This is a genomic window from Nostoc sp. TCL240-02 (assembly GCF_013343235.1).
Classification (GTDB): domain Bacteria; phylum Cyanobacteriota; class Cyanobacteriia; order Cyanobacteriales; family Nostocaceae; genus Nostoc.
The window spans coordinates 6,244,796-6,259,887 of sequence record NZ_CP040094.1; the positions used below are offsets into that span (position 1 = coordinate 6,244,796).

Sequence of the window (15,092 nt, forward strand, 5' to 3'; positions counted from 1 at the left end):
CTACCCAACTGTCGAAATTTGAGAAATCAAATTTAAAAACTGCACTCCCCAAAATGGCCAAGCTACCCACATTCCTAAAACGCTTACTCCTAATAAGACGGTTAAGGCGTAAAACTGGGTTTGTCCAGAGGTGCTGTATTTAAGACCTTCACCACCTAATAGTGAAAATAAACCAACGAAATTAACGATGCCATCGACAACAAAGCGGTCAATCATATCGGCAAGTTGGGAAATTTTGGCAACGCCAAAAATAATGGTTATCCGATAGAGTTTGGGGGTATAAAAGTCGTATGCGAATAAGTCTTGTAAACCTTTCCAAGGGAGACGAATCGGTTTAAGAATATTGCCTAAATAAACCACACCAGTGAGGCTGCAACCGGAAATACTTGACCAAATTAAAAGTAGTACGACATCTTTATTTAAAGCTTCCCAATCTGGTAAAAGTGATAAATTTTGCAACACTAAAGGAAGATGTAGACTAAAGGCAAGTAAAATTATCATCGGCAAAACCATCGGCCAGTGTGCTTCAGGCGATCGCTGACTCATTTGTGTAGCTTTACCGCCAAAAATTAAACCAAATTCTCTGGTTAAACTCACGGCTGTCAAAGCATTTACAGCTATTACTACTCCCACTAACCAAGGTTGCGTTTCCCACAACCCATCTGCTAGTTTTACTAATGCCCAAAAGCTACCTAGTGGTGGAAAACCAATTAACCCCAAAGTCCCAACGATAAAAGCTATTGCTGAAATCGGGCGACGTGTCCACAATCCGCCTAATTGGGTAACATCTTGAGTGATACTATTCCAGATAATTCCGCCGGTACTCATTACCAATAGGGCTGCGGATATAGCATGGGTGAGTACTAACAACAGCGCTGCTTCATCTTGTTGCGTTCCCACGGCAATGAATACTAAACCCATGTATGCACTGACAGAATAGGATTGACAGCGTTTAAGATCAACTTGAGCGATCGCAATTAAAGAAGCACCAATCGCTGTCACTACCCCAATAGCGACCATCGCAGAAGAAACTATGGGCGACAGGCTTAACACAGGTTGCAGTTTAATCAGCACCCATGCACCACTAGCAACCACTACAGAATTCCGCAAAATTGTACTGGGAACTGGGCCTTCCATTGCTTCATCCAACCACAAATGCAGGGGGAACTGGGCACATTTACCCATCGGCCCGGCAATTAAGGCTAAACCTACCAGTGCCATTGTTGTTGGATTGACGTTAGCAGTAGCCGCCCACTCAGCTAGTTCTGGATAACTCCAAGTTCCAGCGAGGGGCCATAATGCCAACACGCCCATCAGCAAGAATAAGTCTCCCACCCGCTTGGTTAAGAAAGCGTCTCTTGCACCTGAGACTACTAACGGCTGGCTAAACCATAAGCCAACTAATAGATAGGTTCCCAGTGTGAGGACTTCCAAAATTACATAGCTGAAGAACAAGTTATTACACAGAACGAGGGCGCATAGTCCCGCTTCAAATAATCCCAATAAGGAATAGAAGCGTCCCCAGCCCCAATCCATCTCCATGTAACCGATGGCATAAATCTGCGCCAACAAATTCAAACCAGTAATTACAACTAAAGCGCCGACGCTGACCGAGGATATTTCTAAAGCAATGGTGAGGTCTAAACCAGCTGTAGATAACCAAGGAATAAATACTTCTTGGGGTAGATGATTCCAAGTTGCTTGTAAGGCAATAGCACTATGTACAAACGCAAAAAATGTCATCACCAAGTTTATGTAACCCGCTGGTCTTGGCCCGGTTTTTCGAATGATCCCCGGCGACCAAGGCACGGCTAACAAGCCACCCATTAAGGCATAGCAAGGAACTAGCCAAACAGTCTCAAGTAGAAACTGAGCCATCAACTTACCTCTATATTTTCATGAAAGGTTTGGGGTTTTGAATCAATTTGCATTGATCCCTGTTACCCAGCAATTGCAGATAAGAGAAATTTATCTTTATTTAATCTTGTTAAAATAGCTTACCTTTATATCTGTCCAAATGGAATTACTTTATCTAAACAAATCTAAGATAAATACTCTAAATAAATCTTATATAATAGACCATTTGAGTCATGAATAATAGCTATTGCTTTTTATCTATGAACCAATCGTTAATTTAATCAATAGTCATTATGAGTTTTTACTTATTGACGTAAATGACAAGAGACGCAATCAATTGCGTCTCTACAAGAAGTTAGCAAACAAAATTGGACTTACATTTCGGTCATTTTGTCAACCTGCCAAAAGTAAGAGATAATTGCAGGTGTTTGATCAAATTGGCTGATGGGGGCGGGTTTCATGTCTCGGTAGTCCAGTAGTTGGACTAAAATTAGGTAAGCGATCGCTAAAATAACCGAAATCGCACCTGTAAGAATAGCAATTAATTTTGAACGTTCCATCAGTATTTCCTATATTTAAAGTTATTGTGCTGTTTCTATATCCTAATAAGTTCTAGTTAAGGCTTGATCATCCTAAACCTCCTTAAAAAAAGGAGACGCTGAAAGCGTTAGTGAGTCTGCGAAGTCAGAGGTTCCTCCAATTGAAGCAAGTGAGTGGTCTGGACTAGACAAAATATCACAAACCCAAGCGTATTAGCCCATATCTACATTAATACTTCACATACACACCACATAGTTACCGATATACTCATAGTTGATCAAAGCAATAGTTTAGTACGTTGCACCTACCTATTTACAGCAGCTTTCTTTTGTGTGAAATACAAAGAGCTACGGGTTTTTAGGTATGATCGTGCAGTATTACGGCAGCAGAGAGATCGCTTTTAGCGTCTCCCCTTAGGAGAAGCAAGAGGTAGAAAATCTATCTGATGCGTGAGTTATGCATTTGTACCTAAATTATTTGTAAAATACTGTATCTTTACATAGTTGAATTTTTTCATACCCACCTACTTATTACAATCATATATGAAGATAGAGTTTTGCTTGCACTGCAAACATTTGCAAACTCTAAAAGGTGTGGCAAAACATAACAAAGTTAAGCATAAAATTAAGTACCAATAGACTCATAATCTTTCTTGATTACAGTTTTTAGGTATTATAAGTAATGAAAAAATGACAGCTTTTTTGTTATCTTATTAGGATAATAACTACTGCGAAATAGTCACTTAAATACAAATTTAAACTTCCATGATTAATATTGCTAAATTAAATAAAATTGACTTTATAGTTTTGATTGCTATTGTCATTATTGGTCTGATACATTTACCTTTTCCATTTGACGGAGATCAAGCATTTTTTAGGCTAGGTGCTTTGGAAATGCAACAAGGAAAGGTACTTTATCGAGATTTTTGGGATATTAAACAACCGGGAATTTTCTCATTTTATTTTTTAGCAGGAACTTTATTTGGTTTTAATGAGATTGGTATCCATGTATTTGAACTTATTTACATGGTATTTTTTTCGATAATATTGCTGCTGACTCTAAAAAGCTATTTTCGACATCAGATAATTGCAAGTCTAGTACCTTTATTAACAGTTGGCGTTTACTATATTGTTTCCGGTGCTTGGCATCTGACTCAAGTAGAAGCACTTGTCGGTTTCCCTTTATTCCTTTGCTTTTGGGCTACTTTTAAATCTTTTAAAAAGGAGGGAAAACAAAGATTTTATCTGCTTTTAATGTCAGGCTTATTAGGCGGACTTGTGCTTTTATTTAAATTTTTATTCCTGCTTATATTGGTTTCGTTTTGGCTAACTATATTAATGTATTCTATATTAATAAAAGGCGACAGTATTCAAAAAAACTTCAGTGAGATTTTTATCCCAATTTTTATAGGAGTTACATTTCCTCTTTTGGTTGTTGCCAGCTACTTTATCTCGGTTAATAGTTTTGCAATAGTGCTTAAGACATTTTTTATATATCCACCGATGATTGTTGCTAATGCTGTATTTAATCAGACTAATTTTATTTTGGGAACAAAATGGTTATTACAGAACTTTTACCCTTTAATTTTAATGGCTGCTGTTGCAGTATATGTATCATTGTATAAGTCGAAGAATATATTGACTTTACTACTTGTTGTTTGGTGTATTTTTGGTTTGTCTGTTATTTTTTTGCAGGAAACAGCATTGTGGGAATACCATTATTTACTATTGTTTGTACCTATAGGTATTTTAGCAACTAAGGGATTAGATATATTGTGGGAGTCTTTAAAAGGATTAAAGTCTCGAATCCCAACTATTATGCTGGTATTTTTATTGTTTTTACCTTTCTCTTTTACTCTCGTAAAAAAGAGTATTACTCTGGTTAATAATAATTTTGCTTTAACTGAAGATACACGATTGCAATATCAGGCTGTCTTTAGACCAAAATATCCATCTCTTCATTCAGAAGCTAATTTTATATCTCAACCAGGAGATATTGTTGGTGATATTTATGTAGCTGGCGATCCATCTATTTACTATTTTTCTGGTCGGACTCAAGCAACAATACTACGTGGTTGGGCCCTTGAATATTTTCTATCTGAGCAATGGTTAGCACTTATAAAGCAGTTAGATTCATCAAAGCCTCCTTATATTTTTATTGATTACGAACCACAGGCTATAATCAAAGACAAATTTCCAAATCTGTTGGAATTTGTTGAGCAAAAATATCAGATTTTACGTCAAAATAATAACGGTATTTGGTATATCTTAAAGGAAGACTCCGAAGTGAGAATTTAGAGGATATTTTAAAAGTTTTCTTATTGTATGTTTGATAAACCACTTTTAGGCGATAGTATAACTGTAGATTATTGCAATTCTCTCATCTACCATGCCAAAACAGTCTATAGGTCTTGACGATCAACTCTATAATTACCTTTTATCCGTTTCACTGCGGGAACCAGAGATTCTTTTGAAGTTGCGCCAAGAAACTGCCAGTCATCACAGAAGCACAATGCAGATTTCACCAGAACAAGGGCAGTTTATGAGACTGCTAGTACAGCTGATTGGAGCCAAGAAAACCCTAGAAGTTGGTGTATTTACAGGTTATAGCTCACTCTCAGTTGCTTTAGCACTTCCTGATGATGGTAAAATTATTGCTGCTGATGTGAGTGAAGAATTTACTGCGATCGCCCGCCGATATTGGCAAGAAGCCGGAGTTGCCCATAAAATCGATCTACGATTGGCTCCAGGTTTAGAAACTTTAGATCAGCTGTTGGCAACTGGACAAGCCGAGACATTTGATTTTGCTTTTATTGATGCTGATAAAGAAAATTATGATGGATATTATGAGCGATCGCTGCAATTATTGCGTCCAGGTGGCTTAATTGTGATTGATAATGTTTTATGGTCAGGACAAGTTGCTGACCCGGAAAATCAAGATGAAAGCACCCAATCGATTCGCGCACTCAATGAGAAGTTACATCATGATGAACGGGTAACACTTTCCCTTGTCCCCATTGCCGATGGACTTACCTTAGCCATCAAGCGGTCTTAATGTGTTACCATCCCGTAAAAATTCCAGAATCGCTGCATTCAACTCCTTAGAAGCACCACTTGAAGCGTCATGATAGCAGTTAGACAAAATTTTTAATTTGGAATTTGGGATATGCTGATGTAATTTTTCACCATGAGTAGCAGGAAACCAACTATCTTGATCCCCCCACAAAACTAATGTAGGACACTTAATTGCACTTAGTTTATTTTGAATTTTGGTAAGCATATTTGGCTTATTTGCTTGCCAATTCTCAATTTCTCGCGCTGCTATTTGTAACTCTTCGGCAACTTTGACAATCGTACCAGGAAATTGAATAAACGGATAAGTTATCCAATAGACATCTTCTTTTGTCAAAATTGACGGATCAAATAATACCCCACGTCTTTCTATTGCCATAATTTCTCTTAATAGAGGTGCAAACAAATATGCTAGACGTAAGGAGTCAACTGTTTGGATGATTTCTAGAGGAGTTTGGGCAAGTAATCCCATAGCCCAATGGGGTAGACGTTGGGCAAAAACAGGTACATTTACTACTACTAGCTGCCCGATTAACTGCGGATTTTCTTGAGCAAGAGCAAGGGCAACTAATCCCCCCAGAGATTCTGCTACAATCACTGCGGGTTCATCACATAATGCCTGAATAATTCTTTGAAACTCAATAACTTGATGACCATTGTGTTCTCGACGAGACAATGGTTTTTCAGAAAAGCCAAAACCTTTGGCATCAAAACAAATTACCCGAAAATATTTAGATAATTCTGTGACGCTGTGTCGCCAATTATAGCTCCAACTACCCATACCATGTAATAAAATTAGCGGTTTTCCTTTACCTTTTTCGCCATAAGAAATTTGTACAGGATAGCCTTTAGCATCAGTAATAATTAAAGTTTGCCGTCCTTTGGGAAAAGTAGCTTGCCACCAATCTTTCATTCCGTTATCTATTAATAAATTAACCACCAGTTAAAGCGTTCCAGAATATTCTAATTAGGATTACGGGTAATGCTACTAAAATAATGGATATTAGCAACAATCCAACCAAAAGAGCAATGATAAATAACCTATCTGCACTCTTTTGCTCGCTGGGAAACTTTAAGTATTCTTCCAATAGCTTGATATTATTAGTGTTAGCTCTCCAGGCAAAATCAAAAAAGTCTCCCAAAACGGGGACAGTGCCTACCAAGCCATCAACGATAACATTTACAACCATTTTGCCTAAAGTGGCTCTAGAGACACCCAGCCGCGCTGCTTCTAGGATGATATAGCTAGAAAACATGACTCCCAAAAAATCACCACCAATAGGTATAAGTCCTAAAATTGGATCTAGACCAAAACCAATCTTTGTACCAGGAATAGTAATAACATTATCCAGCAGCCGACTTAACTGACGCAGGCGCTTCAAGGTGGGTGCTTTAGCATCAGGTTCAATCATAGAAAACCGAGTAGGAGAATCTGGCATGAAAGCGATCGCTAATTTTGCATTGAATCGTTAGACATTTTACTCCCCTACTGAGCTTTTGCAAAAGTTTTCTCAAGGATTTACAAATTAATATTTTTCGTTAGATTGTGACTGTGCTTTTAGGCGCATATCTTCACCGACTGTCACGTTCAGCTGATCGCCGATTAACAGTACAGCAGCGCTCATCGATAGCCATAGCATTAAAACTATCACAGCCCCTACTGCACCATATACTTTATTATAATTGCCAAAATTCGCCACATAAAGCCGAAATAGGGCAGACAATATTGCCCAGAAAACAGCTGCCAAAATTGCTCCAGGCATCATTGGCGTGCCTGGGTTCCATACACTTGGTCCGTAGCGATAGACAAAGCCAAAAGCAACAGCAACAATACTTAAAGCTAAAGGCCAACGTAACAACTGCCAAAGATGTAATAAGACGATCAAGGAACTATTTTCGCGTACTACTATTCCCAAAAGCCAATCGCTGGTAAACACTAAGAAAGAAGCCAGCACTAAAAGCAACATAGTACCAACTGTTAATCCCAGAGAGACGAGCTTGGCTTTCCAAAAGGGGCGCATATTTTCTGAAGGAATTTGATGAATTTGGTCGAGGGCTGTCATAGCGGTACTCACCGCCCCAGAAGCAGTCCAAATTGCTAATGCAAAGCTCAAAGAAAATAAGCCACTGTTTCTAGAATTAGTAATTTCTGTGGTAGCAAAATCACGAATTAGAACCAGGGCTTGTTCGGGTAGGATTTGACTAAGTTGGGCCGCTAATTGTTTAAAGGTAGCTTGTAAAGATTCTGCCAATAAACCAATGGCTGTGAGGACAGCAAGAATCGCTGGAAACAGCGATAACATGGCATTGAAGGCGATTTCTGAGGCTAGTCCCAAAAGTCGTCTTTCCATTGTCCTAACAAAAGTTTTTTTGAGCGTGCGCCAATTGAGGTAGTAAAAGAAGCGAAAAAAACGGGGCTTTGGCATAATTTAGAGTTAAAACTGGTTAGGTTTCTTAACTACTGTGCCAAATTTTGCGTAGCGATCGCATTTATCTTTTTACCGCAATAATACCGAGTGGGGAGAGCGAGGGGCAGGGGGAGAATGACAAATGACAAATGACTATTTAATTTATGAATCAAGATTTTACACAACAGTGGTTGACAGAAATCCAGGAACTCAGAGAGCAGATGGCGGCACTTCAGAGCGATCGCGATACGGCTTGGGAAAGTGCCCAAAAATGGCGACAGCTTTACAATACAGAAGCAGAACAACGCCGCACAGATGCTCAACTGTCCCAACAGGCGATCGCATCACTCAAGGCAGACTTGCATAAACTCCGGGGTCTTGAGGTCGAGACACTGGCTGCTGGGACAACACTAACAGCGATTCACCAAGAGATAGAACAACTAAAATCTGTGGAGGAGTTACAAACTAAACTCATCGCCGTAATCAAAGAACGCGATCGCCTCTTGCAAGCTTTGAAAACTGAGCAGGATAACCACGCCCAAACCCGCAATAGCCTTACTACTGCTTTGGGTGATGCAATTGATAGCTTGACACAGGAACGAACCAAAGGAGAAAAAGAAAGTCAATGACCCGCCTAAACCCCGGTTTATTAAAGAAACCAGGGTTCTTGTTGTTCATGAATCATTTAGGACTGCTATATAAGGTTGAGCTACTTATCACCCAAAGACTAAAGCTTTGGGTTTTGCGATGCTCGTGAATTAGTATTACGCCTCGGAATTGTTGAAATAAGGTAAAAATAATAGGGCATGGGGAGAATTAACTCATGCAAACAACTCAAGGTAAGGTAAAGTACCCATGCTCAGGCGCTTAATTGTGATTGTTACTGCCGCTATACTCTTTAGCAACTCCTTAACGCTGGCACAGACTAAAAAGCCCAAACCACCGGATGAATTTCCCCCTAATCCTCTAGAAATCACCACACCCGATCCACTGTTACCACGTTTGCCCAAAGATAAACAGCCGTTAACTCTCCAAGAACAGCAAAACTTAGAACCAGCGCTGGATGCCTTAAATCAGCAAGCAGCAGCGAAGCTGCAAGCAGGGGATCAGGTGGGGGCGTTTGAAATTTGGAACCGGGAACTTCGCTTGCGGCGCTTTTTAGGTTCGTTAGCAGAGGTGCAAGCACTATCACGAGTCGGCGCGATCGCTTGGAAGCAAAATGATGGGGAAGAAGTACAATATATTACGCAGCGATTGCAAGCAATTCAAAAGCAGGCGCAATCTCAGAAAACAACTGCCCAAGTTGATCTGGAATTATGGCGATCGCTGGCCCAAGCTTACCAAAATGTACGATCGATTAAACTAGCTGTAGAAGCTTACGACCAAGTTTTATTAGTGGTGCGGCAGCAAAAAGATACAGCAGCAGTAGTAGAAATCCTTAAGACAATTGGGGAACTACATTTAACTTGGTTTGATTATACCAAAGCCGCCCCAGTCTACGAGGAATTATTGAGTTTAGCTACATCTCTTGGCGAACGTGTAAATGAGGTAACATATCTGCAACGGCTGGCTTACATTTATGAGCAGACACAACAACCGCAGCAGTCATTGAATGTACTTAATAAATTAGTAAAAATTTACACTAGTGAAAATAATATTACTGTAATCCCAGAATTAAAGCTAGCGATCGCTGCAAATTACGAATCTCTAGCCAAGAAAGATCCTAACTTACTGCTAGAAGCTTTTAATAATTATCAAGAGGCTTATACCACTGCTTGGCAATTACGCGAGTATGTTCGTGCTGGTGACGCTTTGCAGAAGTTAATTGCACTGTACCGTTCTCAAGGACAAATAGACGAGGCTTTGCAGGCTAGCCAAATCCTTGTACAGACACAGACGCAATCTGCCAACTTTTACGGGATAATGCAAGCTTATGACCAAATTGGGCAATTGTATCTAGAACAGAAAGATTTTCCTCAAGCATTAACAGCTTTTAAAAAAGGGTTGGAAATAGCACAACAACTAAAACATGAAGAAGCATACTTTACTAAGCAAATTGAAAAAATATCATCTAATCGATAATACCTATTAATTGATTATTCAACTTAGATGCTTTTCAGCTTAATACATCTTCATATATTTCTGCGATCGCACACCGAAAATCAACGCTAGCTAAATGCACTTCTTGTTCTTGTTCATAAGGATAAAGTACCCACTGTCCTTGTTCATTGCGGCGGAAGCATTCGACACTCATTCGATCTGATGAAATTAGCACATACTCTTGTAGTGATTCTAAGTGTCGATAACTAGCGAATTTCTTGCCTCTGTCATAGCCTTCTGTTGACTCAGAAAGTACTTCAATAATTAAACAAGGATTGGATTTAAAATATTCAAACGCTCTATCTCGTGTATCACAAGTCACCATGACATCAGGATAGAAATAGCGGTTGATAACATCAATCTGTGCTTTCATGTCCAACATATAGACACGGCATCCACTACCCCGGAGATGGTTTCGTAACAGCATAGATACATTCATGCTAACTGTGACATGAGCATCACTTGCCCCTGCCATCGCGTAGACTTGTCCATCAATATACTCATGTTTAATTTCACTTACTTTCTCGCCTTCTAGATATTCTTCTGGAGAGATATAGTACTCACTTTGGCTGATGACCATTTTAGTACCTTAGTAGTTTTATCAAATATTTTAACCCATACAACAAATTTAATGAGCGACAGCACCACCAGATGGCTTCACCTTTTTGAAGAATAAAACGGCAAGTCCACTGAGTAATAATGCAATACCAATAAAATAGAAACAATCGTTAAAAGCCATGACAAAAGCTTCCCGGCGGACAATGTTAGATATGGATGCAATCGCTTGATTTTGTGCTGTACTCAAATCTGCTCCTTTGCTGATAAAATACTGTGTCATTTGGTCAATTCGCTGTTGAGTTTCTGGGTTATATAAAGATATCTCATCACCCAATCTATTTGAGTGAAATTGCTCTCTGTTAGTTAATAAAGTTGCTAAAGATGCAATTCCTATAGAACCGCCCATATTCCGCATCATATTAAATAAACCACTTGCTGAACCTGCTTCTTTTGGACTCAATCCAGCAGTAGCGATAGAAGTTAGCGGTACCATAATTAGGGGTTGTCCCATTGCACGCACAAATTGCGACCAGCGTAACTGATCTAAGCCCGTTTCATTAGTCATTCCGGAGTTCATAAATGCACTAATGGAAAACAACGTTACGCCAACAGCTACCATTAACCGTACATCAATGCGTTGCATCAATTTGGGAATGAGTGGAATAATAAAAAGTTGAGGAATACCAGCCCAAATCAAGACTTCACCAATTTGTAGCGCATTGTATTTTTGAATTTGGGCAAGATACAACGGTAAAATATAAATTGAACCATACAATCCCACCCCCAGGGACACGTTAACAATACTGGCTAAACCGAAGTTCCGCCTAAACAAAAGTCGTAAATTAATAAATGGTTGCTTACGAGTTAATTCTATAAAGAAAAATATCGCCAGAAAAATTGCTGCGATCGCACTTAAGCGCAAAATCAGCGCTGAACTAAACCAATCTTTGCGGCTACCTTCTTCTAAAACAACTTGCAGGGAACCTAACCCAATAGCCATTGCAATAATTCCCCACCAATCACCTTGTTTCAGTAAATTAATTTGGGGTTTTTCTTGCTTAATTCCATACCAAACTCCAGCTAGCATCAATGCGCCTGGAATTACATTTATATAAAAGTTGTATTCCCAACCAAAATTTTCTGTTAACCAACCTCCCAATGTTGGGCCAATTGAAGGTGCAAAAACGGCACTAAATCCAAAAGCAGCCAGCCCAACTGATTGCTTAGATTGAGGTAAAGTTGTTAATACAACTGTCATAGCAGTGGGAATTAAAACTCCTCCACTAAAACCTTGCAAGGCGCGAAATAAAATCATGGAATTGAGATTCCATGACCAAGCACAGCATATAGAAAAGAAAATAAATAATACAGTATTTACTAACAGATAACGTCGCAGAGAAAACACCCGCGATAACCATCCTGTTAAAGGAATTACCACAATCTCTGCTACTAAATAAGCAGTAGAGATCCAAGAACCTTCTTCTAAAGTTGCTCCTAAACTTGCTTGAATATCTTGTAGTGAAGCATTAGTTATTTGAATATCTAATACTGCCATAAATGCACCAAGCATACTGGCTAATACACCAATCCAGGTTTTTAGCGGTACACGTTCTGGTGGTGCTTGCTGACGAATTACACCTGTATTAGCCATAGTGTTGTTCCAGTTTTAAGGTTAAGCAACAAAATTATTATTAACTTTTATACCATCTATTTGCTGTTTTTATCCTAAGCTCTCTTACTCATTACAATGCCCTTTAGCTCATAAATTGGAAGCATTATCTGCCTTAAAGCAGGCAATTGTCTGCTAAAAACTATAGAACCAAGAATACAAGCTATCCCATCAATAATTAAAGTGTTGGGTGCGCCAATACGACTGGCTAATACACCTCCTAACAAGTTACCCACAGGAATCATCCCCAAAAATGACATTGTGTATAAGCTCATCAATCGCCCACGTTTTTCATCTTCAACAATTGTTTGTAAAAATGTGTTGCTAGCAGCAATCTGGAGAATTGTACCTAAACCAACAAATAACATTGTAAATAAAGAAAGTGGCAAAAATCGAGACAAAGAAAAGGCAATTAGACCAACTCCTAAAATTGCTGGAGCTAAAGCAATCAAGTTACCAATGCCTAAGATTGTTTGGCGCGTAGCTAGATAAATCCCACCAGTTAAAGCTCCAACTCCAGATGCTGCCATCAAAAAACCCAAACTTTCTGCACCACCTTTGAGTACTTGTTCTGCAATAACTGGTACGAGAATAGTGTTTTGCAGTCCCATGAGACTGACTAAAGTTGATAGCAACAAAATCGATCGAATGGGTGGAAAGCTAAAGGCATAGACAAATCCCTCTTTGACTTTTTGTAAGGGATTACCGTCTGTCACCACATTTTTCCAAGGCTTAACTTTCATTGCTAATAAAGCGGCGAGTACAGCAATGTAGCTTAAACCGTCTATTAAAAAACAATAGCCAGTTCCAACTCTAGCAATTAGTAAACCTCCGATCGCAGGGCCAATTAATCTAGCACCGTTAATCATGGTAGAGTTGATGGCGATCGCATTGGCTAAATCTTCTCTGCGTTCAACCAGTTCTGGCACAAATGCTTGGCGAGCTGGCGCATCTAAGGCGTTAATAAATCCTTGACACAAGCTCAAGGCGATGATGTGCCATACCTGAATCACACCAGTCAGCGCCAGCACTGCTAATGCTAACGATTGAATCATCGCCAAGACTTGTGTACCAATTAAGGTACGATATCGAGAAAATCGATCTACAAATACTCCACCAAAGGGAGCTAAAAAAAAGCTAGGAATTTGACTCGAAAATCCCACAATTCCTAGCATTAATGGGGAGTTTGTCAAGTCATAAACTAGCCAAATCGTCGCAAGTTGCGTCATCCACGTCCCAATTAGGGAAATACCTTGTCCAGCAAAAAACAACTGGTAGTTTTTTGACCTTAAAGCAGGTAGTAATGGTTTTTTCATGTCTGGTTTATTTTATACCAATCTGCTCTCACAAATATCATTTCACCTCATCTTTGTACGCCTCTCTATAGATGTAGGAGAATGTCATAACAAGAAAGAAGTTTGCAGGCAATTTGATATTACTTGACTTCCACAGCTACTTCCGCAGACATCCCCGGAGTAATCCGCGATTCGTATCCTTGAATGCTCTTTTGGTCAAAAACTACTTTGACTGGGATGCGTTGGACAACTTTGGTAAAGTTACCTGTAGCGTTATCCGGTGGCAATAAGGCAAACTGAGCGCCGGAAGCTGGCGACAGACTTTCAACACGACCAACAAAGGTATGATGAGGGAAAGCATCTAGCTTGATTTCTGCCGTCTCTCCTGGGCGCATCTTTTCTAATTGGGTTTCTTTGAAATTTGCAATTACCCAATACTCGTTATCCACGATCGCCATTAATGGTGTTCCTGCTGCAACTCGGTTGCCAACTTCCACATTTTTTCTACCGACTCGCCCGGCACTGGGGGCGGTAACATTGGCGTAGGATAGTTGCAGTTGCGCGTCTTTGAGCGATGCTTCTGATTGCGCGATCGCAGCTTTTGCCGCTTCGTATTGGCTACGTTTGACTGTTGTATCTTGTCCGCCTGCGGTGGCTTGTTGCAATCCGCCCTTGGATGCTGCCAATTTCGCTTGGGCGTTGGTGACATTTTCTTGTGCCTGTGCTAGTTGAGACTGGGCTTTGGCAACACCAACTCTCGCAGAGGCTAACTTGGCTTGGGCTTGTTCTACTCCCTGAACAGCAGCGTTTTTTTGTGCCGTAGCCACATTAAAAGCGGCCTTGGCTGCGTCTAGCTGCTGACGAGCGATCGCACCGTTTTTATACAATTCGTTGTAGCGATTGTAATCTGCTTGGGCATTTTCCAAATTCGCATTTGCTTGCGCTACCTGCGCTTGGGCGGCGGGAATCCCTGCTTCGGCTAATCTGACTTCAGCTTGGGCGGCTGGTATCCCAGCTTGGGCTTCTTGTACTGCTGCTTGGGCTGTGGAAATTGCTGCTACCGCACCGCTAACATCTCCCTGCGCTTGAGTTGTCTTACCAGTGGTGGTTTGTGAAGTTAAAGCAATATTTGCTTGGGCAGCTTGGGCCTGTCCACGCGCATTTTCTAAGGCTGCTTGTGCTTGCTGTACCTTACTTTCATAGTCTCTTGGATCTAACTTCACTAACAATTGTCCCGGTTGTACCAGCTGGTTATCATTCACAAGCACCTGACTTACAGTTCCAGGGATGCGGCTACTAACTTGGTGAATATTTCCCGCAACAGTGGCGTTGTCTGTTTCCTGGTGGGTGGAGGCATATTGCCAATAGTTATAACCAAAAGTACCTGCGACGATCGCACCCACACCTATTCCTGCCAAAATCAAACCAGTCGGTTTTTTCCGCTTCGGTGGAACTTCTTTCTCGATCTCAGGAGTTACAACAGGCGCTTCTGCGGTTACAGCTTCTAAAGTCTCTGAATTAGGAATCAATTCTTTTTCTATAACTATGGTTTTGTTTTGGTTGCGTCCGTTAAATGTATTGGTTTTCATGATTC

Annotated in this window: 13 protein-coding genes; 4 read left to right on the forward strand and 9 right to left on the reverse strand. The window is 40.1% G+C overall.

All coding sequences use genetic code 11. From position 1 onward, the window contains the following. Positions 1-1,878: an NAD(P)H-quinone oxidoreductase subunit F gene (locus FBB35_RS26595; RefSeq protein WP_174712135.1), complete on the reverse strand. Its 1,878-nt coding sequence runs from the start codon at positions 1,876-1,878 to the stop codon at positions 1-3. Positions 1,879-2,231: 353 nt separating this feature from the next. Next, positions 2,232-2,417, reverse strand: coding sequence for a hypothetical protein (locus FBB35_RS26600; RefSeq protein WP_174712136.1), 186 nt, complete (start codon positions 2,415-2,417; stop codon positions 2,232-2,234). A gap of 744 nt (positions 2,418-3,161) precedes the next feature. Between FBB35_RS26600 and FBB35_RS26605 the strand changes: the two genes are divergently transcribed. Further along, positions 3,162-4,694, forward strand: coding sequence for a hypothetical protein (locus tag FBB35_RS26605; protein ID WP_174712137.1), 1,533 nt, complete (start codon positions 3,162-3,164; stop codon positions 4,692-4,694). 91 nt (positions 4,695-4,785) lie between these two features. After that, positions 4,786-5,451 carry a class I SAM-dependent methyltransferase gene (locus FBB35_RS26610; protein ID WP_174712138.1) on the forward strand — a complete coding sequence of 222 codons (666 nt, stop codon included), beginning with the start codon at positions 4,786-4,788 and terminating at the stop codon, positions 5,449-5,451. Here FBB35_RS26610 and FBB35_RS26615 read toward each other — a convergent pair. From FBB35_RS26615 to FBB35_RS26625, 3 genes are all read right to left on the reverse strand, one after another. Then, entirely contained in the window at positions 5,431-6,381 is a 951-nt protein-coding gene (locus FBB35_RS26615; protein WP_174713780.1) for an alpha/beta fold hydrolase, read from the reverse strand. The two genes, FBB35_RS26610 and FBB35_RS26615, sit on opposite strands and share 21 nt — an antisense overlap. Before the next feature lie 19 nt (positions 6,382-6,400). Further along, the gene (locus FBB35_RS26620) at positions 6,401-6,907 is read right to left on the reverse strand and encodes a DUF4112 domain-containing protein (RefSeq protein WP_174712139.1); all 507 of its coding nucleotides are present in this window, start codon (positions 6,905-6,907) and stop codon (positions 6,401-6,403) included. Between the two features lie 87 nt (positions 6,908-6,994). Then, positions 6,995-7,894, reverse strand: coding sequence for a YihY/virulence factor BrkB family protein (locus tag FBB35_RS26625; protein WP_174712140.1), 900 nt, complete (start codon positions 7,892-7,894; stop codon positions 6,995-6,997). A gap of 146 nt (positions 7,895-8,040) precedes the next feature. On the opposite strand from FBB35_RS26625, the gene FBB35_RS26630 reads away from it, so the two are divergent. Both FBB35_RS26630 and FBB35_RS26635 read left to right on the forward strand, forming a co-directional pair. Further along, positions 8,041-8,505 (forward strand): hypothetical protein, encoded by a 465-nt coding sequence (locus tag FBB35_RS26630; RefSeq protein ID WP_174712141.1) that lies wholly within the window; start codon positions 8,041-8,043, stop codon positions 8,503-8,505. Positions 8,506-8,731: 226 nt separating this feature from the next. Further along, positions 8,732-9,958 (forward strand): lipopolysaccharide assembly protein LapB, encoded by a 1,227-nt coding sequence (locus tag FBB35_RS26635; protein WP_174712142.1) that lies wholly within the window; start codon positions 8,732-8,734, stop codon positions 9,956-9,958. A 34-nt stretch (positions 9,959-9,992) separates the two neighbouring features. Here the strand turns inward: FBB35_RS26635 and FBB35_RS26640 are convergent, their stop codons facing one another. The 4 genes from FBB35_RS26640 to FBB35_RS26655 all read right to left on the reverse strand — a co-directional run bounded on the left by FBB35_RS26640 (position 9,993) and on the right by FBB35_RS26655 (position 15,087). Further along, positions 9,993-10,556: a Uma2 family endonuclease gene (locus tag FBB35_RS26640; protein ID WP_174712143.1), complete on the reverse strand. Its 564-nt coding sequence runs from the start codon at positions 10,554-10,556 to the stop codon at positions 9,993-9,995. Positions 10,557-10,604: 48 nt separating this feature from the next. After that, entirely contained in the window at positions 10,605-12,185 is a 1,581-nt protein-coding gene (locus tag FBB35_RS26645; RefSeq protein WP_174712144.1) for a DHA2 family efflux MFS transporter permease subunit, read from the reverse strand. A gap of 74 nt (positions 12,186-12,259) precedes the next feature. Further along, a complete protein-coding gene (locus FBB35_RS26650) occupies positions 12,260-13,519 on the reverse strand; it encodes an MFS transporter (protein WP_174712145.1) in 1,260 nt (419 codons plus the stop codon). Between the two features lie 119 nt (positions 13,520-13,638). Next, positions 13,639-15,087: an HlyD family secretion protein gene (locus tag FBB35_RS26655; protein ID WP_174712146.1), complete on the reverse strand. Its 1,449-nt coding sequence runs from the start codon at positions 15,085-15,087 to the stop codon at positions 13,639-13,641. Between the last annotated feature and the right edge of the window lie 5 nt (positions 15,088-15,092).

Coding starts and splice junctions, on each gene's coding strand:
- FBB35_RS26595 (WP_174712135.1), bottom strand. CDS start 1,878: ATGGCTCAGTTTCTACTTGAGACTGTTTGGCTAGTTCCTTGCTATGCC.
- FBB35_RS26600 (WP_174712136.1), bottom strand. CDS start 2,417: ATGGAACGTTCAAAATTAATTGCTATTCTTACAGGTGCGATTTCGGTT.
- FBB35_RS26605 (WP_174712137.1), top strand. CDS start 3,162: ATGATTAATATTGCTAAATTAAATAAAATTGACTTTATAGTTTTGATT.
- FBB35_RS26610 (WP_174712138.1), top strand. CDS start 4,786: ATGCCAAAACAGTCTATAGGTCTTGACGATCAACTCTATAATTACCTT.
- FBB35_RS26615 (WP_174713780.1), bottom strand. CDS start 6,381: ATGAAAGATTGGTGGCAAGCTACTTTTCCCAAAGGACGGCAAACTTTA.
- FBB35_RS26620 (WP_174712139.1), bottom strand. CDS start 6,907: ATGCCAGATTCTCCTACTCGGTTTTCTATGATTGAACCTGATGCTAAA.
- FBB35_RS26625 (WP_174712140.1), bottom strand. CDS start 7,894: ATGCCAAAGCCCCGTTTTTTTCGCTTCTTTTACTACCTCAATTGGCGC.
- FBB35_RS26630 (WP_174712141.1), top strand. CDS start 8,041: ATGAATCAAGATTTTACACAACAGTGGTTGACAGAAATCCAGGAACTC.
- FBB35_RS26635 (WP_174712142.1), top strand. CDS start 8,732: ATGCTCAGGCGCTTAATTGTGATTGTTACTGCCGCTATACTCTTTAGC.
- FBB35_RS26640 (WP_174712143.1), bottom strand. CDS start 10,556: ATGGTCATCAGCCAAAGTGAGTACTATATCTCTCCAGAAGAATATCTA.
- FBB35_RS26645 (WP_174712144.1), bottom strand. CDS start 12,185: ATGGCTAATACAGGTGTAATTCGTCAGCAAGCACCACCAGAACGTGTA.
- FBB35_RS26650 (WP_174712145.1), bottom strand. CDS start 13,519: ATGAAAAAACCATTACTACCTGCTTTAAGGTCAAAAAACTACCAGTTG.
- FBB35_RS26655 (WP_174712146.1), bottom strand. CDS start 15,087: ATGAAAACCAATACATTTAACGGACGCAACCAAAACAAAACCATAGTT.